The sequence below is a fragment of the Streptomyces pratensis genome (assembly GCF_037137275.1).
GTDB classification, from domain to species: domain Bacteria; phylum Actinomycetota; class Actinomycetes; order Streptomycetales; family Streptomycetaceae; genus Streptomyces; species Streptomyces pratensis_B.
In genome coordinates this window covers 55628-78349 of the sequence record NZ_JBBBEN010000102.1, presented here as the reverse complement: position 1 = coordinate 78349, position 22722 = coordinate 55628, and the positions used below count along the sequence as shown (strand labels likewise).

Sequence of the window (22722 nt, the reverse complement as noted above, 5' to 3'; positions counted from 1 at the left end):
TGCCAGGTCGGGAGGGGCGAGTGCGGTGGTTGTCCACAGGGGTGAGGTATTCGTCGTACTGGTAGGCGGCGCTCCCCCGCGGCGACGCCCCTCCCCCGAGCCCGCCTGCGGCTGCGACTGCGACTGCGACTGCGACTCAGGCTGCCTCTCAGCCTTGGCGCTCGGGCCCTGTGCTCGGCCCTGGCGCTCGGTACGTCCGTGCTCCGCGGTTCGGGCGGCGTGCTCCGCGGTTCCGTGCCGCGTGTCCGGCTCCGTGTCCCGCTTCCCATCCGCGTGGACCGGTCGCGGCGGGCCACCGCTGCGTCGGTGCGGCTGGGGGAATGGAGGCGGCTTCCCGTATGTTCCCTCCCGTGCGGGACACCGGCGGATGCTCGGACCGCAAGCGACGCTGCCGGCCGCGCAGCGGGTACGGACGAGACGAAGGAGCGCCAGCGACATGGCGGGCACTGTGACGATGTACAGCACCACTTGGTGCGGCTACTGCCGTCGGCTGAAGAGCCAGATGGACCGCGAAGGCATCGCGTACAACGAGGTCAACATCGAGCACGACCCGGAGTCGGCGGCGTTCGTCGAGAAGGCCAATGGCGGAAACCAGACGGTCCCGACGCTCCTCGTCGTGGCCCCCTCCGGAACCGAGTCGGTCATGACGAACCCGTCGCTGGCCCAGGTGAAGCAGGCGCTCGACGCCTGACCGCGCCCGGCCCGGCGGGTGCGGACGCCTCCTGTCCGCATCGGCCTCCACGCGACCCACTGCCCCCGGCGCCGCCGGGGGCAGTCGTGCGTTCCGGGCCGCTGACGTCGCTCAGCCGGTCCGGTGCACGCGGCCCGGTCTCGGGAGCGGCTCGCCGTACCAGATCTCGATCAGACGGGCCGCGATCGAGATGCCGAACGGCGGCAGGACCTCGCCGGACGCGAAGGCCGCGGTGAGCTCCTCCCGGGAGAACCAGCGGGCCTCCTCGATCTCCTCGCCGTCGACGTCGATCTCCGAAGAGGTGGCCCGTGCCATGAAGCCGAGCATCAGGCTGGAGGGGAAGGGCCACGGCTGGCTGGCGATGTACTCGACCTCGCCGACGGTGACGCCTGCCTCCTCGTACACCTCGCGGACCACGGACTGCTCGATGGACTCCCCCGGCTCGACGAACCCGGCGAGGGTGGAGAAGCGGCCCTCCGGCCAGTGCACCTGGCGGCCCAGCAGCGCCCGGTCCTGGTCGTCGGTGACCAGCATGATGACCGCCGGGTCGGTGCGCGGGTAGTGCTCGGCCCCGCAGGCCTGGCAGCGGCGGATGTGTCCGGCCGCCGCGATGACGGTGCGCTCGCCGCAGCGGGAGCAGAAACGGTGCAGCCGCTGCCAGTTCTCCAGGGCGACCGCGTGCGCCATCAGGCCCGCGTCGCGGGGGCCGAGGAGCAGACCCGCTTCGCGCAGTCCGGCCGGGCGGGCCGACTGGTCCATGCGGCCGGGCAGCGAGTCCTTCTGGAGGGCGAAGTAGCTGACGCCGTCCTCGTCGGTGCCCAGGAAGTAGCGGTGGGTCTCGGTGACCGGGGCCTCGAAGGCCGGGGTCATCACGATCTCCGTGCCTCCCTCGGGGGTGTCGTCGATCAGCACCTGGCCGCCGGACACGACGAAGACGCGGGTCGTCGGGTGGCTCCACGCGACGGACAGCCAGGCCTCGTCGAGACGGTGGTGCGCCGCACGGTCGATGCCGCTGGGCGCGGTGAGACCGATCGGACGGTCTGCGGTGGCGTTGTCGAAGGTGCTCACAGGTGCTTTCTACTCCCCCTGGGCGGATCGGGTGTGCGGAGGTGCGCGGAGGCGTGCAGCGGATGCGGCCGGTTGCGGGTCCAGTCGGTTCGGCGGGTGCAGTCGGTTCGGCGGGTGCGGTCGGTTCAGTGGGTCCGGTCGGTTCAGTGGGTCCGGCGCGTTCGAAGCGGCGGCAGCCCGGTGGGCCCCGTGCCCGGGGGGGTCAGTGGGTTCGGCGGAGCGACTGGGCCAGCTCACCCCACAGGTACGCGGTCGTCTCGACGCCCTTGAGCAGCAGGTCGAGTTCGACCTTCTCGTTGGGGGCGTGCCAGCCGTCGGAGGGTACGGAGATGCCGAGGAAGAGGACGGGTGCGCCGAGAACGTCCCTGAGGTCGGCGGCCGGGCCCGAGCCTCCTTCGCGGGTGAAGAGGATCTTCTTGCCGAAGGCCCGGCCCATCGCACGGGCCACGGCCTGGAGGGCCGGGTGGTCCAGCGGGGTAAGGCACGGCCGGGTCGCGGGCTGGAAGGCGATGCGGTGCCGGACGCCCGCCGGGACGCGGGCCTCGACCCAGGTGCGGACCGCCTCCTGTACGTGGTCGGGGTCCTGGCCGTCGACCAGCCGGAAGCTGATCTTCACCAGGGCGGAGGAGGGGATGACCGTCTTGCTGCCCGCGCCCTGGTAGCCGCCGCCGATGCCGTTGACCTCGGCGGTGGGGCGGGCCCAGACGCGCTCCAGCGTGGAGTAACCGGCCTCGCCCGAGGCCGCCCGGGACTTCGCCGTCCGCAGCCAGGTCTCCTCGTCGAACGGCAGCTCCGCGAAGAGGGCCCGCTCGGCGTCGGTGAGCTCGGCCACCCCGTCGTGGAAACCGGGGATCGCGACCCGGCCGTCCTCGTCGTGAAGGGCGGCGACCAGGCGGGCGATCTCGGTGGCCGGGTTGGGGACCGCGCCGCCGAACGACCCGGAGTGGATGTCCTGAGCGGGACCGTACAGCTCGATCTCGCACTCGGCGAGGCCGCGCATGCCGGTGCAGACGGTCGGGGTGTCCTCGTCCCACATGCCGGTGTCGGAGACGATCACGGCGTCGGCGGCCAGGCGGGCCGCGTGCGCCTCGGCCAAGGCGCGGAAGTTCGGCGAGCCCGACTCCTCCTCGCCCTCGATCAGCAGTTTGAGGTGGACGGCCGGGGCGGCACGACCGGTGGCGGCGAGGTGGGCGCGTACGCCGAGGGTGTGGAAGAACACCTGGCCCTTGTCGTCGGCCGCGCCACGTCCGTACATGCGGCCGTCCCGGATCACCGGCTCGAACGGGTCGGTGACCCACCCGTCCTCCCGGGCGGCCGGCTGCACGTCGTGGTGACCGTAGACCAGCACGGTCGGTGCGTCGGGGTCCTCACTGGGCCACTCGGCGAAGACCGCCGGAGCCCCGGGGGTCTCCCAGATCTCGGTGACCGGGAAGCCGGTCTCCGCGAGCTTGGCGCTCAGCCACGCGGCACTGCGCCGTACGTCCTCGTCGTGCTCCGGTTGTGCGGACACGGAGGGGATGCGCAGCCATGCGGCGAGGTCGTCGAGGAAGGCCGCGCGGTGCTGTTCGGTGTACGTACGGACGGCGCTGTCCGGGGTGTCGCTCATGCTCTTGAGCCTATCCGCCCCGCGGAGCCGGCTCGTCCAGCAGTATCCGCTCCAGCTCGGCCCGTCCGGGCAGCCCCTCCGGGTGCACGGTCTCGCCTGTGCGTACGTAGAGGAAGGCGGCGGTGACCGCTTCGAGGGGCAGGCCGTGCAGCTCGGCCCAGGCCAGCCGGTAGACGGCGAGCTGGAGGGGGTCGGCGGTGCGATGGCGGGTGGTCTTCCAGTCGACGATCTCGTAGCGGTCGCCGGTGCGGTACACCGCGTCGATCCGTCCGCGGATCACCCGGCCCGCGAGGGTGATCTGGAACGGGGCCTCCACGCGGTAGGGCGTGCGCCGGGCGTACGCCGTGCGCTCGAAGGCCTCCTTCAGCTCTGCGAGGTCGCGTTCGTCGGCGATCTCCACGTCGCTCTCGTCGCCCCCGGGCAGTTCGTCGGGGCCGAGCATGGGGAGCGGCAGCTCCTCGTACCGGGACTCCACCCAGGCGTGGAAACGGGTGCCCCGGCGGGCGGCGGGCTGAGGGGGCCGGGGCATGGGCCGGGCCAGCTCCTGGGCGAACGCGTCGGGGTCCTCCGCCAGGCGGAGCAGCTGGGTGGCGGAGAGCGAGGCGGGCACGACGACGTCCCGCACGGTGGCGCGGGCCCGGCGCAGCTCGCCGGCCAGCGCGTCCAGGTCCCGGTCCCAGGAGGCCAGGGTGCGGGTCTCCTCGGGGGTGAGCCCTCCCGGAGGGTCGGCCTCCTGGGGGTGGCGGGCAGCCGGGATGCGGGGGGACGGGGGTGGCGCCGTGGCCGGTGCGCCCGGGGGGCGTGCGGTGGGGAGCGCGTCCCAGTCGCCGTCCCCGTCCCGGTCGATCGGCGGCTCCTGCGGCTCGGGCCCCGGCTCGTACGGCGGTTCCTCGTGCGGGTGCGCGTGCGTCGGCCCCTCGTGCCCGTACGCGGGCCCCTCGTCCCCCTCCTCGCCTCCGGAGGCGGCCAGGCGCTCCAGGTGGGCCAGCACCGTGTCCCTGGCGGCGCGGCGGCGGGCGAGTGCCTCGGCGTCGAGCGGGAGCGGCCAGGCCAGGTCGGTGTCCCGTTCGGCGAGGGCCGGGTTCTCCTCGTCGGCTGCGGGCTCCTCCGCCCAGGCCTCGATCTCGCCGTGGCCCGCGGCGCAGTGCTCGTACAGCGCGTCGAGGAAGGCGGACGGACCCCGCGTCTTCTTCTGCGACGGGCCCCACCAGTGGCCTGAGCCCAGGAGCAGGCTGCGGGGGCGGGTGAAGGTGACATAGCCCAGGCGCAGCTCCTCCGTGTGCTGATGCTCCTTCATCTCCTCCTTGAACGCCTTGAGGCCCCGGGCGTCGAACGCGTCGAGGGCCGGGAGGGTGGCCGCGTCTCCGCGCAGCGCGTGCGGGAGCACCTTGGCCTGGGCGGTCCAGGCGTCCCGGGGCTGGCCGCTGGGGAACTGGCCGGTGACCAGTCCGGGCACGGCGACGACGTCCCACTCCAGCCCCTTGGACTTGTGCGCGGTGAGGACCTTGACGGTGTTCTCGCCGCCGGGCAGCGCGTTGTCCAGGCCCTTCTCGTACTGCGCGGCGGTGCGCAGGAAGCCGAGGAAGGCGAGGAGGGTGGCCTCGCCGTCCAGGGAGGCGAAGCGGGCCGCGGTGTCCAGGAAGTTGGCGAGGGTCTCGCGGCGGCGCGCGGCCAGCGCCTGCGGGGAGGCCGACAGCTCGACGTCCAGACCGGTGGCGGCCAGCACCCGGTGCAGGACGTCCATCAGGGGGTCGGCGAGCGACCGGCGCAGGTCGCGCAGTTCCCGCGCGAGCCGGGCGAAGCGGACGCGGGCCTCGGCGGAGAAGGGCAGCCCGTCGTCCGCCGCGTCCCCCGCGACCAGGAAGGTGTCCAGGGCGTCGGCGAGCGATATCACCTCGGCCGGGTCGGTGCCCTCGACGGCCTCCGCGAGCCGCTGGTCCGGGTCGGCGTCGTCCCCGTGGGCGGGCCGGTGCACGAGGAGGCGGGCGCGGCGGCCCAGGAGGGCGAGGTCGCGGGGGCCGATGCGCCAGCGCGGTCCGGTGAGCAGCCGGACCAGGGAGGCGTTGGCCCCCGGGTCCTGGAGGACCTCGCAGACGGCGACCAGGTCGGCCACCTCTGGCAGGTGCAGCAGCCCGGCGAGGCCGACGACCTCGACCGGGACGTCCCGCGCGACCAGGGCGGCCTGGATCTGCGGGAAGTCGCCCGCGGTGCGGCACAGGACGGCGATCTCGCCGGGCGGAGTGCCCGTGCGGACGAGGTGGGCGAGGGAGTCGGCCAGCCAGTCGGTCTCCTCCGCGTGTGTCCGCAGCAACGCGCAGCGGACCAGGCCGTCGTGTTCCGCGCCCGGAGCGGGGCGCAGCGCCTCGACGCCTTCGTGCATCGCGCGCAGCGGCTCGGCGAGAGAGTTGGCGAGCTGGAGCAGGCGGCCTCCGCTGCGGCGGTTCTCGCTGAGGCTGTAACGGGTGGCGGGGGCGCCGTCGGCGTGCGGGAAGTGCTCGGGGAAGTCGTCGAGGTTGGCGACGGACGCGCCGCGCCAGCCGTAGATCGCCTGGCAGGGATCGCCGACGGCGGTCACCGCGTGGCCGGTGGGCTCCGACTGCGTGCCGCCGCCGCTGCCGAACAGGGCGGAGAGCAGCAGCCGCTGGGCCACCGACGTGTCCTGGTACTCGTCGAGCAGGACGACCCGGAACGTGTCGCGCAGGATCTCCCCGACCTCGGGGCGGGTGAGGGCCAGCTCGGCGGAGAGGGCGATCTGGTCGCCGAAGTCCAGGAGGTCCCGGTGCCGCTTGGCGGCCCGGTAGCGCTCGGTGAGGCCGAGGAGTGCGCGGCGGGCCTCCGCGGTCTCGGGGATCTTGCGCAGGTCGGCGTTGCTGAGCCTGGCGGTCTCCAGGGCGTGCAGCAGCTCGGTGTCGTACGTCTCCAGCCGCCCGGGGCGCACGAGGTGTTCGGACAGCTCCCCGTCGAGTGCCAGGAGGTCGCTGACCAGAGTGGGGAAGGACCGGGTGAGCGCCGGATACGGTCCCGGGGCCTCGCGCAGCACTGTGGCGGCGAGCTGGTAGCGGGTGGCGTCGGCGAGAAGGCGGCTGGTCGGCTCCAGGCCGATGCGAAGGCCGTGCTCGGTGAGGAGGCGGCCGGCGAACGCGTGATACGTGGAGATGGTGGGTTCGCCCGGCGGGTCGTCCGGGTCGATGACGTCGGGGTCGGTGACCCCGGCGGCGATCAGGGCCCTGCGGACGCGTTCGGCCAGTTCGCCCGCCGCCTTGTTGGTGAAGGTGAGACCGAGGACCTGCTCGGGCGCGACCTGGCCGGTGCCGACCAGCCAGACCACGCGGGCGGCCATCACCGTGGTCTTCCCCGACCCGGCTCCGGCCACGATCACCTGCGGGGCGGGCGGCGCGGTGATGCAGGCCGTCTGCTCCGGAGTGAACGGAATCCCGAGGAGCTCCTTGAGCTGCTCGGGATCGGTGATGCGTGAGGACACCCGGACAACGGTAACCGGACGCACTGACAACCCGGCACGCCCCCAACGGGGGCCGCTGTCACTCCACCACCTGGCGCCCCTCGGGCTGGGCGCTGCACGAGGCACGGAAGGCGCAGTGGGCGCAGTGGGCGCCGGTGGAGGGGGTGAAACGCTCGTCCAGGACCTTACCGGCGGCGGTGGCGAGGAGATCGGAGACCCACTCCCCCGCCAGTGGCTCCTGGGCCTGGACCTTGGGGAGGGCCTCGCCGCCCTCCTTCTTGGGGGCGGGCCGGCGGAGCTGGACGAGTTCCGCGCCGCCGGGCTCGGGCCTTCGGCCGTCGAAGAGGCCGTCGAGGGCGCCCTCGCGCACGGCGAGCTGGTAGACAGCGAGCTGGGGGTGGGCGGCGACCTCGTCCTTGGTCGGCGCGCCCTTGCCGGTCTTGAAGTCGACGACGTACGCCCGGCCCTGAACGTCCTGTTCGACCCGGTCCATGGAGCCCTTGACGCGGACGGTGTACGCGCCCGCCTCCAGCGTCACGTCGAAGTCGTGCTCGCTGGCGGTGGGCGTGCGGCCCGAGCGGTCCAGGACGTGCCAGCGCAGGAAGCGTTCCAGGGCGGCGCGGGCGTGGTCCTTCTCCTGTTCGGACTTCCAGGGGGCGTCGAAGGCGAGGCCGTTCCACACGGAGTCGAGGCGCTCCATGAGGACGTCCAGGTCGGCGGGGGTCCGGCCGGAGGCGACTTCGTCGGCGAGTACGTGGACGACGTTGCCGAACCCCTGGGCGGCGGTGGCCGGGGCGTCGGCCTTCACCTCGCGGCCCAGGAACCACTGGAGGGCGCACGTGTTGGCGAGCTGGTCCAGGGCGCTGCCGGAGAGGGTGACCGGCTGGTCGCGGTCCCGCAGGGGCACGGTGGAGCGGGTCGGCTCCTCCAGACCCCACCAGCGGTGCGGATGGGCCGCGGGCACCAGCGGCTGCCCCTCGTCGTCGGTGAGCGCGGCGAGCCGGGCGAGGCGGTGGGCGGCCGCGTCCCGCAGGGCGTCGGAGGCGGCCGGGTCGACGGTGGTGGCGCGCAGCTCCGCGACGAGCGCGGCGACGGCGAGGGGGCGGCGCGGGCGGGCGGTGACGTCGCGGGGCTCTACGCCCAGCTCGGTGAGGAAGCGGGAGGGCTGGTCGCCGTCGTCGGCGGGGGCCTTCACGGCGGTGACGACCAGGCGCTCACGGGCGCGGGTGGCGGCGACGTAGAAGAGGCGGCGCTCCTCTGCGAGCAGGGCCCCGGGGGTGAGGGGCTCGGCGAGTCCGTCGCGGCCGATCCGGTCCGCCTCCAGGAGGGACCCGCGGCGGCGCAGGTCGGGCCAGAGCCCTTCCTGGACGCCGGCGACGACGACGAGCCGCCACTGGAGGCCCTTGGAGCGGTGGGCGGTCATCAGGCGTACGGCGTCGGGGCGGGCGGTCCGCCGGGACAGGGTGTCGGCGGCGATGTCCTGGGCGTCGACCTCTTCCAGGAAGTTGAGGGCCCCGCGCCCGCCGGTGCGTTCCTCGGCGCGTGCGGCGGTGTCGAACAGGGCGCACACGGCGTCGAGGTCGCGGTCGGCGTTGCGCCCGCCCGCCCCGCCGCGCAGCGCTGCCCGCTCCAGCCTGCCCGGCCACGGGGTGCCGTTCCAGAGAATCCAGAGGGCCTCCTCCGCGGTGCCGCCGCCGGCGAGGAGTTCGCGCGCGGAGCGCAGGAGCCCGCCGAGGCGCTGTGCTCCGCGGGCGTACGCCGGGTCGTGCGTGACGAGGCGCTCGGGCTCGGCCAGCGCGCGCGCCAGGAGTTCGCCGGAGGGCGCGGGTATCCGGACCCCGGCGGCCCGTTCGTCGTCGCGCAGGGCCCGGCCGAGGCGGCGCAGGTCGGCGGCGTCCATGGCGCCGAGGGGCGAGGAGAGGAGTGTGAGGGCCGTCTCGGTGTCGAGCCAGGGGGTCGTCTCGGGGGCGGGCCCGGGCCCGCCGCCCGTCTCGTCCGACGCGCCCCGGTGCTCCGGGTCCGGCGACGGCGCCGGACCCGACGCCAGGGCCGATGCCGGTGCCGGTGCCGGAGCCGGTGCCGGAGCCGGAGCTCCGTTCAGCGCGGCGACGGCGACCGCCCGCAGCGCGGTCAGCAGCGGGGCGACCGCCGGTTCGTGGCGCAGCGGGAGGTCGTCGCCGTCGACCTCCAGGGGCACGCCCGCCGAGGTGAGGGCCCGGCGGACGGCGGGCAGCGAGCGGCCTCCGGCCCGTACCAGCACGGCCATCTCCTGCCACGGCACCCCGTCCTCCAGGTGGGCGCGGCGCAGCAGGTCGGCGATGTGCTCCAGTTCGACGGAGGCGGTGGGACAGGTGTACGTCTCGACGCGTCCGCCCTCCCGGACGGCGTGCAGCTCACGGTGGGCGCGGACCGTGTCGGCGGGCAGCCGGGGCAGCGGCATCCGGCGGGTGAGCAGCCGGGTCGCCGCGAGCAGTCCGGAGCCGGAGCGCCGCGAGGTGGTGAGGGCGGTCACGGGCGCGGGGGTTCCGTCCGCCCGGAGGAACGTGTGCGGGAAGTCGAGGATGCCGTTCACGTCGGCGCCCCGGAAGGTGTAGATCGACTGGTCCGGGTCGCCGAACGCGATCAGCGTCCGGCCCGCGCCGCCCGCGGCCGGCCTCCCGGCCCCGGCGCCGGCCGCCCGCTGGCCCCGCCCCCGGCCGGCGGGGCCTCCGCGGTTGCCGGCGAGCGCGTGGAGGAGGCGTACCTGGGCCGGGTCGGTGTCCTGGTACTCGTCGACGTACACGGCGTCGTAGCTTCCGGCCAGCTGCGCGGAGACCTCGGGGCGTTCGGCGAGCAGGACGGCGCGGTGCACCAGCTCGGCGTAGTCCAGGACTCCCTGGGCGTCGAGCACGTCGAGGTACTCGGCGAGGAACTGGGCCGCCGCCGTCCAGTCCGGGCGGCCGGTGCGGCGGGCGAAGGCGGCCAGCGCGTCCGGTCCGAGGCCCAGCTCGCGGCTGCGGGCCAGGACGGCGCGCACCTCGTCGGCGAAGCCGCGCGTGGTGAGGCAGGCCCGCAGCTCGTCCGGCCAGCGGACGTGGGCCAGGCCCTCCTTCTCCAGGTCGAGCTGGCCCGCGAGCAGCTCGCGGACGGTGACGTCCTGCTCGGGCCCGGACAGCAGGCGCAGCGGATCGGCGAACAGGTCGGCGTCCTGGTGGGCGCGGACCAGGGCGTAGCAGTAGGAGTGGAAGGTGGTGGCCTGCGGGCCGCGGGCCGCGCCGAGGCGGGCGGCCATCCGGTCGCGCAGCTCGACCGCGGCCCTCCGGCTGAAGGTGAGGACCAGGACGCGGGACGGGTCGGCGCCCCGGTCCACCCGCGCGGCGACGGACTCGACGAGGGTGGTGGTCTTGCCCGTGCCGGGGCCGGCGAGGACCAGCAGCGGGCCGCCCGGGTGGTCAACCACCGCGCGCTGCGCTGCGTCCGGACAAGGGGGGTCCACCGACCCCGGCGGGGTGCGCACCAGGCGGTACGCGCCCGCGGTCCGCGGCCGTGACTCACGGTGCGGACTGTGCCGGGTGGAGGAGGAACTCACGTGGATCGCCGGTCCTGGTGGGTGTACAGGTGATGGGGAGCAGGGTCGAGGAAAGGGGCGGCGCGTGCCGCGCGATGACGACGCTACGCCAGCGGCGGGGCGGGAGGCGGCGGCCGGGCTGCGTCTCTCGTCACGTGGCGGACGGCGTCCGGGCGCCCCGCGCCCGGCCCTGAACCGGTCCTCGGGCGTTCGGGGCGCGGAAAGGGAGCGGAGGGGGGCAGGTCCGCGGGAGCCGTCAGATGTGAGCTTCCTCGCCCGGGCCTGCGGGGCCGCCGAAACCTCCCGGACCACCGGAGCCGCCCGTACCTCTTCCCGGGACCGTGGCGCCGTCCCAGCGGGCGAGGCGCATGTCGAGCCGCGGTATGCGGCCCTCCGTCCGGTGGGACGCCTCGCGCAGCGGCGTGCCCTCCGCGCGGTAGTGCTCCAGCGCACGGCGTTCGTGGCCCGGGAGCAGCGTTCCGTCCGCCCGGACGACACGCCACCACGGCACGGCGGAGCCGTAGAGCGCCATGACGCGGCCGACCTGGCGCGGTCCCCCGTCGCCCAGCCACTCCGCGACGTCGCCGTACGTCATCACCCGGCCGGGTGGAATGAGATCGGTCACGTCCAGGACTCGCTCCGCGTACTGGGGCAGCTCCACCGCGGCCGGGGCGCCGCCCGGTCCCTCTCCGCCCGTCTCGTCGTCGCTCATCCGCCCCATCCTGCCGTATGCCGCCGACAGGGCGGGCGGGGCCGTTCCTGTCCGCGCACCGTGGGTGCGCGCGGAAGCAAAGGAGCGTATGTTGCGCTGTCCGCGCCCGCGCCGAGCACCCTGATGCCCCCCTCTGTCGACGGGCCGTGCCACCATCATGCGGGCGGTGACCGGTGATACGAGAACACGAAGACGAACCAGAGGCGACGAAGGAGCAGGGCGTGCAGCCACCGAAGGCGGCGGACGCCTCTGATGCCGAGGACCACCCGTCGAGCGTGGCCGGGGAACGGCCGTCGAGTGCGCAGGAGGCGTCCGGGGCGCCCCGCGCCGACGGCCCCACCGCCTCCGCGTACGGTCGTCCGACCGGCTCGACCCTGGCTTCCGCCGACGCCGCTCCGACCGACCGGGTCTCCGGCGACGAGCCGCTGCTCCCGGCCCGGGTGCACCGCCCGTCCGACCTGTTGCGGCTGCTCATCGGGGTGCTCGCGATCGTCGTGCTGCTCACGGTCTCCGCGTTCGCGCAGGGCACCACCACCGGGCTCGAGGACGACATCTCCAAGGGCACGGAGCAGGCGCCCGACCTGCTGATCAAGCTCGCCGGCCTGGTGTCCAGCATCGCCGTGCTGCTGGTGCCGGTGGCCTTCGCCATCGAGCGCCTGATCAAACGGGACGGGCTGCGCATCGCGGACGGCGTGCTCGCCGCCGTACTCGCCCACGGAGTGACCCTCGCCACCGACCTCTGGGTCTCCCGGGGCGCTCCCGGCACCGTCCAGGACGCTCTCACCCAGCCGCAGACGGCGGGCGGTCTGACCGACCCCGTGCACGGCTACCTCGCACCGGTCATCGCCTACATGACGGCGGTGGGGATGGCGCGGCGGCCGCGCTGGCGCGTCGTGCTGTGGGTGGTGCTGCTGCTCGACGCGTTCGCGATGCTCGTCGGCGGATACACCACCCCGTTCTCGATCGTCCTCACCGTGCTGATCGGCTGGACGGTGGCGTACGGAACGCTGTACGCGGTCGGCTCGCCGAACGTCCGCCCCACCGGGCAGCACCTGATGGCGGGGCTGCGGCACGTGGGCTTCCGCCCGGTCGCGGCGATGCGCACGGAGGACGTCCCGGACAACGCCGACCAGAGCGACCGGGGCCGGCGGTATCTGGTCACGCTGGAGGACGGGCCGCCGCTGGACGTGACCGTCGTGGACCGCGAGCAGCAGGCCCAGGGGTTCTTCTACCGGGCCTGGCGGCGGCTCACGCTGCGCGGGATCACCCAGCGGCGTTCGATCCAGTCGCTGCGGCAGGCTCTGGAGCAGGAGGCGCTGCTCGCGTACGCGGCGATCGCCGCCGGGGCGAACGCGCCCAAGCTGATCGCCACCTCCGAGCTGGGGCCCGACGCGGTGATGCTCGTCTACGAGCACATCGGCGGCCGGTCGCTGGACTCGCTGGAGGACGGGGAGATCACCGACGAGCTGGTGCGCGGCGCCTGGCGCCAGGTGCGGGCCCTCCAGTCGCGGCGGATCGCCCACCGCAGGCTCACGGGCGACGCTCTGCTGGTGGACCGTACCGGCCAGGCCTTCGTGACGGACCTGCGCGGCGGCGAGATCGCGGCCGGGGACCTGGTCCTGCGGATGGACGTGGCGCAGTTGCTGACCACTCTGGGGCTGCGGGTGGGGGCCGAGCGGTCGGTCGCCGGGGCGCTGGCCGTGCTCGGCCCGGACGCGGTGGCGGACAGTCTGCCGCTGCTCCAGCCGATCGCGCTGAGCCGCTCCACCCGGGCGGCGCTGCGCCGCATCGCCCGCGAGCGCTCGCAGCGTGAGCGGGAGTCGGCCGTGGAGGCCTCACGGGCCGCCAAGCGGTCGAAGTCCCTCGACGCCGCGGAGCCCGCCGGGGCGAGCGCGCCCGCCGCCGGCGCGAAGGGCCCGAAGGAGGAGGCGAAGGCCGAGGTCAAGGCGGGCGGCAAGGCGGGCGCCAAGGCCGAGCGGAAGTCACAGCGCATCGAGAAGCAGGCCGAGAAACGGGCCATCGACGACGCGATGGAGGAGGTCCGCGAGGCGGACCTCCTCGCCCAGATCCGCCGCCAGGTGCTGCTGATCCGCCCCCAGGCGCCGGTCGAGCCGGTCCGCCTGGAACGCATCAAGCCCCGCACGCTCTTCAGCTTCATCGCCGGGGCCATCGCCGCGTACTACCTGATCTCCCAGGTCACCCAGGCCGACTTCGGAACGGTCGTGGAGCAGGCGGAGTGGGGATGGGTGGCGGCCGCCCTGGGGTTCTCCGCGCTCAGCTACGTGGCGGCGGCGATGAGCCTGCTGGGCTTCGTGCCGGAGCGGGTGCCGTTCCGCAAGACCGTCAAGGCGCAGGTGGCCGGCTCGTTCGTGAAGATCGTCGCGCCCGCCGCCGTCGGAGGTGTGGCGCTGAACACCCGCTTCCTCCAGCGCGCCGGGGTGCGCCCCGGGCTCGCGGTGGCGAGCGTCGGGGCGTCGCAGCTGTTCGGGCTCGGCTGCCACATTCTGCTGCTGGCGCTGTTCGGCTACCTCACCGGCACGGAGCGGACCCCGGACTCGCTGACTCCCTCCCGTACGGTCATCGCCGGACTCCTCACGGTCGCGGTGCTGGTGCTGGTGGTGACGGCGGTCCCCTTCCTGCGGAAGTTCGTGGTGACACGGGTGCGCTCGCTGTTCGCCGGGGTCGTGCCGCGCATGCTGGACGTGGTGCAGCGGCCGCAGAAGCTGCTCACCGGCATCGGCGGCATGCTGCTGCTGACCGGCCTGTTCGTGCTCTGCCTCGACGCCTCGATCCGGGCCTTCAGCGGCCCGGACGTCCCGCAGCTGAGCTACGCGAGCATCGCGGTGGTCTTCCTCGCCGGAAACGCGCTCGGCTCTGCGGCCCCGACGCCGGGCGGGGTCGGCGCGGTCGAGGGCGCCCTGACGCTGGGCCTGATCGCGGTCGGACTGCCGAAGGAGGTCGCGGCGCCCGCGGTGGTCCTGTACCGCGTGATGACGCTGTGGCTTCCGGTGCTGCCCGGCTGGATCTGCTTCAACCAGCTGACCCGCAAGGGCGAGCTGTAGCCAGGAGGGCCTGCCGGGCCCGGCGGCTTCCACCACCCGCATGGACCGCGCCCCGCGCGCTCCCCGCCGCCCCGCCGCACGATGGGGGCATGAGGACTTCCCCCGCCCCGCGTACCGCCGCCGTCGCCGTCGCCGTGCTGCTGCCGCTGGCCGCCTGTTCGGACGAGAGCGGGGACGGGCCCTCGACGCCCACGGGAGCCTCGACCGCCTCGCCGACCTCCACCGCGTCGGAGCTGACGTCGCAGCAGCTCGACTGGTCCCCGTGCCCGGCCCCGAACACGGCCCAGGGCGGCGGGCCGTCGCCGTCCCCGCTGCCCGGCGGCACGGTGTGGGAGTGCTCCTTCATGGACGTGCCACTCGACTACGCGGAGCCCGACGGCCCGACGATCGAGCTGGCACTGGTCCGCGCGGAGGCCAAGGACCAGAAGCGGCGCATCGGCTCGCTGGTGTTCAACTTCGGCGGCCCCGGCGCCTCCGGCGTCGCGACGCTGCCCGCCTTCGGCACCGAGTACGACTCGCTCCGCACCCGCTACGACCTGGTGAGCTTCGACCCGCGCGGGGTCGGCCGCAGCGAGGGCGTGGAGTGCGCGGACGACGCCGAGCTGGACGCCTACTACCAGCAGGACTCCACCCCGGACGACGCGGCGGAGGAGAAGCAGTTCATGCGGGAGCAGAAGGACCTCATCGCGGGCTGCGAGGAGAACTCCGGCCCGGAGCTCCCCTTCGTGGGCACGACGAACGCCGCCCGCGACATGGACCTGATGCGCACGGTGCTGGGCGACGACCGGCTCCACTACTTCGGCATCTCCTACGGCACCGAACTGGGCGGCGTCTACGCCCACCTCTTCCCGGACAAGGTCGGCCGGGCGGTCTTCGACGCGGTGGTCGACCCCACCAAGGACGCCGAGCAGTCCTCGCTCGGCCAGGCCCGGGGGTTCCAGCTCGCTCTGGACAACTTCGCGGAGGACTGCGCGGAGCGCGACGACTGCGCGCTGTCCGGCGCCACCCCGCAGGAGGTCGAGCAGGGCATCGCCGACCTGCTGGCCTCGCTGGAGAAGAAGCCGATCGAGGGGCTCGGCGGCCGGCAGCTGACCCAGACGCAGGCCACCACCGGCATCGCCTCCGCGCTCTACTCCCAGGAGACCTGGCCGCTGCTCGAACAGGGACTGGACGAAGCGGAGGGCGGGAACGGCGGGCTGCTCCTCGCGCTGGCGGACTCGCTCAACGGCCGTTCGGAGGACGGGCAGTACGACAACTCCGGCGCCGCCAACCTCGCCATCAACTGCGCCGACAGCAAGCAGCGGTTCACCCTGGAGCAGACCAAGGCCGCACTGCCCGCGTTCCGGAAGGCCTCACCGCTCTTCGGCGACTATCTGGGCTGGGGCCTGATGGGCTGCACCGGGTGGCCGGTCGCCGGAGCCTGGGAGACCCCTGACGTCAGCGCCCCCGGCTCCGCCCCCATCCTGGTCATCGGCAACACCGGCGACCCGGCCACCCCCTACGCGGGGGCGCGGGCGATGGCGCGGGAGCTGGGCACGGGCGTCGGGGTGGAGCTGACGTACAACGGAGAGGGGCACGGGGCGTACAACAGCAAGGACGCCTGCGTGCAGCGGGTGGTCGACGGCTATCTGCTGGACGGCGACGTACCCGAGTCCGGCACGGTCTGCGGCTGACCGGCGCCGCACCGCCCCTTGGGGGGTCTGCGGCGGATCGGAGCCGGGCCCGCGACGCCTGGCACGGCGCCTCGCGGCGTTGCCGGCCCTGATCCGCTGGACACCCCCCTAGCATGGCGGCACATCACAGCCGCCCGGCGTGTCACCGCCGGCTTCGGGCCGCGGGGAGGGGAGCCGGAACATGCGTGCGTACCGATGGGCCCGCCGGGCCGCCGTCCGAGGGGGTTCGGCACTGCTGGCGGCGGGCCTGCTCGCCGGCTGCGGCCTGCTGACGACCGAACCGGAGGCGGACGGGCACGCGGAAGGCCGCTCCGGCGCCGCCTCCCCCGCGCCCGCGGGCTCGCCGGGCGCGGCTCGACCGCCCGCGCTGCCCTCCGCCCTCACCTCCCAGCGCCCCGACTGGAAGCACTGCAAGGCCCCGCGCGGCGGCAGCGCCCCCGGCCCCGACTGGCGCTGCGCGAGCGTCGACGTACCGCTCGACTACGCGCGGCCGTCCGGGACGACGCTGTCCATCGCGCTGATCCGCAAGAAGGCCCGGACCACCGAACAGCGGCGACTCGGCTCGCTGCTGTTCAACTTCGGCGGTCCGGGCGGTTCCGGCGTCGCGACGCTGCCGCGCGCGGCCGGGGCGTACGAGAAGCTCAACTCCCGTTACGACCTGGTGGGGTTCGACCCGCGCGGGGTCGCGGCCAGCTCCGGGGTGAGCTGCCGCACCGACGAGAGGCAGGAGCAGGCCCACCGGAGCGTCGACCTGACGCCGGACACGGCGGCGGAGGAGGCCGCGTTCATCGAGGACGCCGCGGACTTCGGCGCCGGCTGCCAGCGCCGCTCGGGCGCGATCCTGCCGCATGTGGGCACGTCCAACGCCGCCCGCGACCTCGACCTGATCCGGCACGTGCTGGGCGACGACAAGCTGTCCTACTTCGGCATGTCCTACGGTACGGAGCTGGGCGGGACGTACGCGCACCTCTTCCCCCGGAACGTGGGGCGCGCCGTGCTGGACGCGGCCGTCGACCCGACGGCCGACAGCACAGGGCACGCCCGGAACCAGGCGACGGGTTTCCAGCGGGCTCTGGAGAACTACCTCAAGGACCGCGGCCAGGACCCGGGGGCGGGCACCGAACGCATCGCCCGCCTGCTGGCCCGCATCGACAGGAACCCGCTGCCGACCGACACCGGCCGCGAGCTGAGCGAATCCCTGGCCATCACCGGCATCGTCACCCCGCTGTACTCGGAGTCCGGCTGGCCCGCCCTGGCGTCGGCGCTGGACGAGGCGGAGAACGACGGCACCGGCAACGGTCTGCTCCAGCTCGCCGACGACTACAACGGCCGTGACGACAAGGGCCGTTACGACACCCAGAGCCACTCCCAGCGGGCCATCTCCTGCGCCGACTCCACGTCCCGCCCCACCGTCGAGGAGGCCCGAGCCCTGCTGCCGGAGTTCCGCCGGCTGTCGCCGGTGTTCGGCCCGTTCCTCGCCTGGGACACGGCGGGCTGGTGCGCCCGGTGGCCGGTCGACGGCGAGCACGACACCCCGCAGACGAGCGCTCCGGGGGCCGGGCCCGTCCTCGTCGTCGGGACGACCGGCGACCCGGCCACGCCGTACGAGGGGGCGCGGCGGATGGCCGACGAGCTCGGCGAGGGCGTCGGCGTCCTGCTCACCAACGAGGGCGAGGGGCACGGCGCCTACGGCGGCAACGACTGCGTGACGTCGGCGGTGGACGACTACTTCCTGGACGGGAGGGTCCCGGCGGACGGTACGACCTGCTCGTGACGGGCCGGGACGGGCGCGGCGTCCGGGCACGCGGAAGGGGCCGGTCCGCGTGACGCGGGCCGGCCTCTTCTCCGTACGGAACGCGCGTGCTAGTAGACCGGCTTCTCGGGCTCTATCTGGTGGACCCAGCCGATCACGCCGCCGCCCACGTGCACCGCGTCGGCGAAGCCCGCGGACTTGAGGACCGCGAGGACCTCTGCGCTGCGGACGCCCGTCTTGCAGTGCAGGACGATGCGCTTGTCCTGCGGGAGGTCCTGGAGGGCGGTGCCCATGAGGAACTCGTTCTTCGGGATCAGCTTGGCGCCGGGGATCGAGACGATCTCGTACTCGTTCGGCTCGCGGACGTCGATGATCTCGATCTTCTCGTCGCCGTCGATCCACTCCTTGAGCTGCCGCGGGGTGATCGTGGCTCCGGCCGCCGCCTCCTGGGCCTCCTCGGAGACGACGCCGCAGAAGGCCTCGTAGTCGATGAGTTCGGTGACGGTGGGGTTCTCGCCGCAGACCGCGCAGTCGGGGTCCTTGCGGACCTTCACCTGGCGGTACTGCATCTCCAGGGCGTCGTAGATCATCAGGCGGCCGACCAGCGGGTCGCCGATGCCGGCGAGCAGCTTGATGGCCTCGTTGACCTGGATGGAGCCGATGGACGCGCAGAGCACGCCCAGCACGCCGCCCTCGGCGCAGGAGGGGACCATGCCCGGCGGCGGGGGCTCCGGGTAGAGGCAGCGGTAGCAGGGGCCGTGCTCGGACCAGAAGACCGAGGCCTGGCCGTCGAAGCGGTAGATCGAACCCCACACGTAGGGCTTGTTCAGCAGCACCGCGGCGTCGTTGACGAGATAGCGGGTGGCGAAGTTGTCCGTGCCGTCCACGATCAGGTCGTACTGCGCGAAGATCTCCATCACGTTCTCGGCCTCGAGCCGCTCTTCGTGAAGGACCACGTCGACGTACGGGTTGATCCCCAGCACCGAGTCCTTGGCGGACTCCGCCTTGGACCGGCCGATGTCGGCCTGGCTGTGGATGATCTGGCGCTGCAGGTTCGACTCGTCGACCTCGTCGAACTCCACGATGCCCAGGGTGCCGACGCCGGCCGCGGCCAGATACATCAGGGCCGGGGAGCCGAGGCCGCCGGCGCCCACACAGAGCACCTTGGCGTTCTTCAGACGCTTCTGTCCGTCCATCCCGACATCCGGGATGATCAGGTGGCGGGAGTACCTGCGGACCTCGTCGACGGTGAGCTCAGCAGCTGGCTCGACCAGGGGTGGCAGCGACACAGGAACCTCAACAATGCAGGTGGTCGGATTCTACGTACATCGACGTCGTACGGTCGACTACGTACGGTTGTTCTTGCCGTAACACTGCCACGCCCCTTCTCATTCCGAGATACCCGGTCCGATCCGCGAGACGATTTCGTCCCAGTAGCTGGGCAGCGTCGCAAAGGGATCGCTTTGTCCGCTTCGGTCGTCCCGGTCCGTGAAGAAGATCGTCCCGGCGCCCTGCCAGCGGGCGATCCGCATCGCCTCGTCGAGATGGGTGCGCGGGACGCCGTGGACGAAGTGGGCGAACCGCTCCGGCGGGTAGTCGGCCGTCCACTCGGCCACCTGGGACCAGCGGTAGTCGGTCCACGGTCCCTGGAAGAGGACCAGTTGGTCGGCGGCCTCCGCGTATCCCGGATAGGGCTGGACGCCGTGGCCCAGCACCAGGCGGCCCCCGCCGTCGGCGCTGTCGCTCTCCGCCAGCAGGGCGCGCAGGGCGCCTGTGAGCCGGCGGACCGCGGGCAGCTCGGCGCGCTCCGCGGGGCACCGGGCGAGGTAGAAGCCGCTGACCCGGTACCAGTCGAGAAAGGCCCGCGCGTCAGCGGTCAGCTGGTCGAGGGGCCGCTCTCCGAAGGCCAGGTCGAGGTGGCCCAGCAGCCTGCCGCCGGACGCCCGCACCGTGTCCCGCGGGGCCTGACCGTGCAGGGCGCGCTCCCGGGCGTTGCGCAGCCTCCCGGCCGCCTCCAGGCAGTGCGGGTCGGGCCGGGAGCCGGGGCCCTGGGCGATGTTCAGGACCGCCCAGTGGAGCGGGGTGCCGGGGCGCGTCAGCCCGGCCCACTCCGCGGGGGCGAGCAGCGGGTGGCCGTAGCCCGGGACCCCGAAGCCGAGCTGTTCGCCGCACGCGGCCCGCCGGACGGCGTCGGGAGCGGTCAGATACGGCATGCCGCCTCCATCCAGATGTCCGCCAGGGACTCCTCCAGGTGGATGCGGGGGCGCCAGCCGAGCCGGTCCCGGGCGGTGCGGACGTCCGCCTGCTGCCAGGCGCCGCAACCGTCCGGATACGGGGACGGGGTCGCCGAGAGGTGCTCCATCACCGACTCGGCCGAGGTGCGGGGAGCCCCGATGGGCAGGCGTGCGGGGGGCGTGTCCAGCTCGTGGAGCGCGCCCCCGTACCCGGCGACCCTGGCCAGCACGGCGGCGGCGTCGCGCAGCCGGACGGCCCGTCCGGTGCCGATGTTGACGACGCCCTGAGCGGCGGAGAGCGAAGCGGCGTGCACGGCGCGGGCGACGTCGCGTACGTCGACGAAGTCCCGCTGCACGCCGAGGCCGCTGAGCCTCAGCTCGCCGTCCCCCGACTGCATCGTCCGGCGCATCGCCTCGGCCAGCCGGCCCAGCGGGGAGCCCGCCGGGGTGCCGGGGCCGACCGGGGAGAAGACCCGCAGGACGACGGCGTCGAGGCCGGAGCCCAGCACCAGCTCGGTGGCGGCGAGCTTGCTGACGCCGTACGGGCCGCCGGGGCGCGGGACGGCGTCCTCCGCGGTGGACGAGCCGGGCTGCGAGGGCCCGTACTCCGAGGCGCAGCCGACCTGGACGAGCCGGGCCCCGCAGCCGCTGCGGCGCAGGGCCTCGCAGACGGTGGCGACGGCGACGGTGTTGTGGCGGGTGAGGTCCCGCGCGCCGCCGCGGGTGGCGCCGGCGCAGTTGACGACGACTCCGGGGTGGACGGCGTCCAGGAAGCGGGTGAGCGCTCCGGGGCTGCCGCCGGCCAGGTCGAACCGGACGTCGGCGTCGTCGCCGCGTCCGAGGGCCGTGAGATGCACGGCGGGGTCGGCCAGAAGGCGGTCGGCCACGAAGCGGCCGAGGAATCCGTTGGCTCCGAGCAGCAGCACCCTCATCGCGCACCGCCTCGGTGCCGACGGCGGACTGCCGGTGCGGGGGACTGGGGGGTCATGGCGGGTATCTCCTTGGTCGTGCGATCGGTTCGTGCTGGGCGGGCCCGCGGCGTCGGCTCCGCGGGGCGGGCCGGTGATGCGGTCGTACGGTTCGTGGGGTTCGGGTGCTGCGGTGGGGCGGGCGTGCGGTCCGTGAGTGACGCGGTGGCGCGCCCGGGGCGGCGGGGCCGCCCGGGCCCGTGGGAGGGGGGCTCAGGCCCTGGACAGGGCGAGGGCGGCGTGGAGGAGCAGCCCGAGAGCGGCCGCGCCGCAGGCCAGGGCGGGCACGGCCCCGGCCCCTCCCGCGGAGACGAGGGCGTTCACCGGCCGGGCGAGCGGGTCGAGGTGGGGCAGCCGGGCCGCCAGGACGAGGGCGGGGGCGGCCGCCTCGACGGCGCAGGCGGCGGCGAGCGCGACCGTGCCCGGGCCGGGCAGCCCCTGCGCGGCGAGCAGCCGGGCGACGAAGAGCAGGAGCCCGAGGCCGACGGCGGCGACGGGGACCCCGCCGCCGAGGCCGAGGCGGGCCAGGTGCGTCAGGGGCAGCAGCGCGACGAGGAAGAGGGCGACGACCGCGAGGAGCAGGGGGCGCGCCCCCGTCCCGGAGCCCTCCCTTCCGCGTCGGCCGCCCGATTCCCGGTGGGCGCGGACGGTGAAGAGGTGGACGCACCAGGCCGCCGGGGCGACGGCGGCGGCGAGCCCGAGCAGCGGGGCGGGGGAGCCGCCCCACGGGCCGTCAGGGCCGCCGCTCATGACCTGCGCGAGGAGCTCCTCCCCGTACACCGCGTAGCCCAGGAGCCAGCAGCCGTACATCCCGGCCCGGCCCGTTCCCTCCGGGGCGCGCAGGGGCCCGCGGCCCAGGGACAGCCGGAGCGCCAGGCAGGCCAGGAGCCCGCCGACGGCGATGACCGCCGCCCGCGCCCCGCCGCCGAGCACGCCCTCGGTGGCCCGGAGCGCTCCGGCGGTCGCCAGGCAGGCCGCGCCGGGGAGCAGGGCGCGCAGCGTCCACCCGGCCGGTCCCCCGGCGTCCGGTCCTGCGGGCGCGGGACCGCTCGGCGCGGACCCGGCGGGGCGGGGCGGTATACGGGTGCCCAGTTCCTCGACCGGCGGGAGGACGCCCCGGTGGCGGTAGCGGGCGGTGAGGCCGCGGCGCCCCGGGGCGGGGGTGATCGCCCTCGCCGGGCCCGCCGCCCGCTCGCACAGGGCGCGGTGACGGTGCGTCGGGGGTCCCGCCGGGTCGGTGGGTCCTCTGCGGACGGGGGCGGCCGGGGGCCTGCGCGCCGCGAGGCGGCGCGACGGGATCGCTCCGGGGCGTCGTGCAGCGGCCGCAGCGGCGGCGGCCGGGTCGTCCGGACAGCACATCGGGCGGTCTCCGTGATCGTGACGCGGCAGGCGGCTGTCGCCACTGCCGCCGTGGGGCGTGGCCTCCGGCGGGGCGGCGAAGAGGAGGGGGCGGCCGGGAGGACCCGCCGCGCCGGTCCGCCGGCGCACCGGAGGGTGCGCGACCGGTGCCCGGCGGCCGTCGCGGCATGCCGCGGGGTGGTGCGCGCGCGGCTGCGCGCGGCCTTCTGTGACCAGCGGGAACGCCCCGAAGAAGCGTTTGGCCAGTGCATCGGGGGCGGCGGCGCTCCGCCCGGTCAGGCAGTCCGTGCGGGGGGTGCGGTCGCGATCGTGTCGCCCGCAGGCCAATGCTTCGCCGGTCACCGGCCGGGCCGGCCCGCCGCGCCCCTCCTGGCGGGTGGAACGGCTGGGCGCGGAGAGGGGGAACGCCTCTCGCGGCAGCCGGTGCTTCAGCCGATCACACCGGAGCCCGGACTCACCTGACGCATACGGACAGCCACGTTCGGTGAACGTTCCGATCCGCACGTGTACCCCCGATCTCCCTGGTGGACGGACGCCGTGGGACCGGCGACTCGCAGCGGGACGACCGTAAGCGGATACGCCGGTGGTG

The 22722-nt window shown here is 74.6% G+C and carries 13 protein-coding genes; 4 read left to right on the top strand and 9 right to left on the bottom strand.

Annotation, left to right across the window (positions count from 1 at the left end; translation table 11 throughout):
* Positions 1–436: 436 nt before the first annotated feature.
* Entirely contained in the window at positions 437–691 is a 255-nt protein-coding gene (locus tag V9U70_RS27490; protein ID WP_336679589.1) for a mycoredoxin, read from the top strand.
* Between the two features lie 111 nt (positions 692–802).
* Here the strand turns inward: V9U70_RS27490 and nudC are convergent, their stop codons facing one another.
* From nudC to V9U70_RS27465, 5 genes are all read right to left on the bottom strand, one after another.
* Positions 803–1759: an NAD(+) diphosphatase gene (nudC, locus tag V9U70_RS27485; protein ID WP_336679587.1), complete on the bottom strand. Its 957-nt coding sequence runs from the start codon at positions 1757–1759 to the stop codon at positions 803–805.
* Between the two features lie 202 nt (positions 1760–1961).
* On the bottom strand, positions 1962–3365 hold the full coding sequence (locus V9U70_RS27480) for a dipeptidase (protein ID WP_336679585.1): 1404 nt from the start codon (positions 3363–3365) through the stop codon (positions 1962–1964).
* Positions 3366–3375: 10 nt separating this feature from the next.
* Positions 3376–6846 carry an ATP-dependent DNA helicase gene (locus tag V9U70_RS27475; protein ID WP_336679583.1) on the bottom strand — a complete coding sequence of 1157 codons (3471 nt, stop codon included), beginning with the start codon at positions 6844–6846 and terminating at the stop codon, positions 3376–3378.
* Positions 6847–6904: 58 nt separating this feature from the next.
* Positions 6905–10393 carry an ATP-dependent helicase gene (locus V9U70_RS27470; RefSeq protein WP_336679581.1) on the bottom strand — a complete coding sequence of 1163 codons (3489 nt, stop codon included), beginning with the start codon at positions 10391–10393 and terminating at the stop codon, positions 6905–6907.
* Positions 10394–10628: 235 nt separating this feature from the next.
* A complete protein-coding gene (locus tag V9U70_RS27465; RefSeq protein WP_336679578.1) occupies positions 10629–11084 on the bottom strand; it encodes an MGMT family protein in 456 nt (151 codons plus the stop codon).
* Positions 11085–11305: 221 nt separating this feature from the next.
* On the opposite strand from V9U70_RS27465, the gene V9U70_RS27460 reads away from it, so the two are divergent.
* From V9U70_RS27460 to V9U70_RS27450, 3 genes are all read left to right on the top strand, one after another.
* The gene (locus V9U70_RS27460; RefSeq protein ID WP_336679576.1) at positions 11306–14146 is read left to right on the top strand and encodes a lysylphosphatidylglycerol synthase transmembrane domain-containing protein; all 2841 of its coding nucleotides are present in this window, start codon (positions 11306–11308) and stop codon (positions 14144–14146) included.
* A gap of 89 nt (positions 14147–14235) precedes the next feature.
* The gene (locus V9U70_RS27455; RefSeq protein WP_336679574.1) at positions 14236–15819 is read left to right on the top strand and encodes an alpha/beta hydrolase; all 1584 of its coding nucleotides are present in this window, start codon (positions 14236–14238) and stop codon (positions 15817–15819) included.
* 181 nt (positions 15820–16000) lie between these two features.
* Complete coding sequence (locus V9U70_RS27450) at positions 16001–17593, top strand: alpha/beta hydrolase (protein ID WP_336679573.1); 1593 nt, start codon at positions 16001–16003, stop codon at positions 17591–17593.
* An 89-nt stretch (positions 17594–17682) separates the two neighbouring features.
* On the opposite strand, the gene moeZ is transcribed toward V9U70_RS27450, so the two are convergent.
* The 4 genes from moeZ to V9U70_RS27430 all read right to left on the bottom strand — a co-directional run bounded on the left by moeZ (position 17683) and on the right by V9U70_RS27430 (position 22133).
* Positions 17683–18861 (bottom strand): adenylyltransferase/sulfurtransferase MoeZ, encoded by a 1179-nt coding sequence (gene moeZ / locus V9U70_RS27445; RefSeq protein WP_336679572.1) that lies wholly within the window; start codon positions 18859–18861, stop codon positions 17683–17685.
* 99 nt (positions 18862–18960) lie between these two features.
* A complete protein-coding gene (locus tag V9U70_RS27440; protein ID WP_336679570.1) occupies positions 18961–19785 on the bottom strand; it encodes a spherulation-specific family 4 protein in 825 nt (274 codons plus the stop codon).
* Positions 19773–20738: an NAD-dependent epimerase/dehydratase family protein gene (locus V9U70_RS27435; protein ID WP_336679568.1), complete on the bottom strand. Its 966-nt coding sequence runs from the start codon at positions 20736–20738 to the stop codon at positions 19773–19775. Before V9U70_RS27435 ends, V9U70_RS27440 begins: the two co-directional genes overlap by 13 nt.
* Before the next feature lie 249 nt (positions 20739–20987).
* Entirely contained in the window at positions 20988–22133 is a 1146-nt protein-coding gene (locus V9U70_RS27430) for a hypothetical protein (RefSeq protein ID WP_336679566.1), read from the bottom strand.
* Between the last annotated feature and the right edge of the window lie 589 nt (positions 22134–22722).

Excerpts from the sequence above, each read along its gene's own strand:
- V9U70_RS27435 (WP_336679568.1), bottom strand. The coding sequence starts at position 20,738 with ATGAGGGTGCTGCTGCTCGGAGCCAACGGATTCCTCGGCCGCTTCGTG.
- V9U70_RS27480 (WP_336679585.1), bottom strand. The coding sequence starts at position 3,365 with ATGAGCGACACCCCGGACAGCGCCGTCCGTACGTACACCGAACAGCAC.
- V9U70_RS27430 (WP_336679566.1), bottom strand. The coding sequence starts at position 22,133 with ATGTGCTGTCCGGACGACCCGGCCGCCGCCGCTGCGGCCGCTGCACGA.
- V9U70_RS27455 (WP_336679574.1), top strand. The coding sequence starts at position 14,236 with ATGAGGACTTCCCCCGCCCCGCGTACCGCCGCCGTCGCCGTCGCCGTG.
- V9U70_RS27490 (WP_336679589.1), top strand. The coding sequence starts at position 437 with ATGGCGGGCACTGTGACGATGTACAGCACCACTTGGTGCGGCTACTGC.
- V9U70_RS27465 (WP_336679578.1), bottom strand. The coding sequence starts at position 11,084 with ATGAGCGACGACGAGACGGGCGGAGAGGGACCGGGCGGCGCCCCGGCC.
- V9U70_RS27440 (WP_336679570.1), bottom strand. The coding sequence starts at position 19,785 with ATGCCGTATCTGACCGCTCCCGACGCCGTCCGGCGGGCCGCGTGCGGC.
- V9U70_RS27450 (WP_336679573.1), top strand. The coding sequence starts at position 16,001 with ATGCGTGCGTACCGATGGGCCCGCCGGGCCGCCGTCCGAGGGGGTTCG.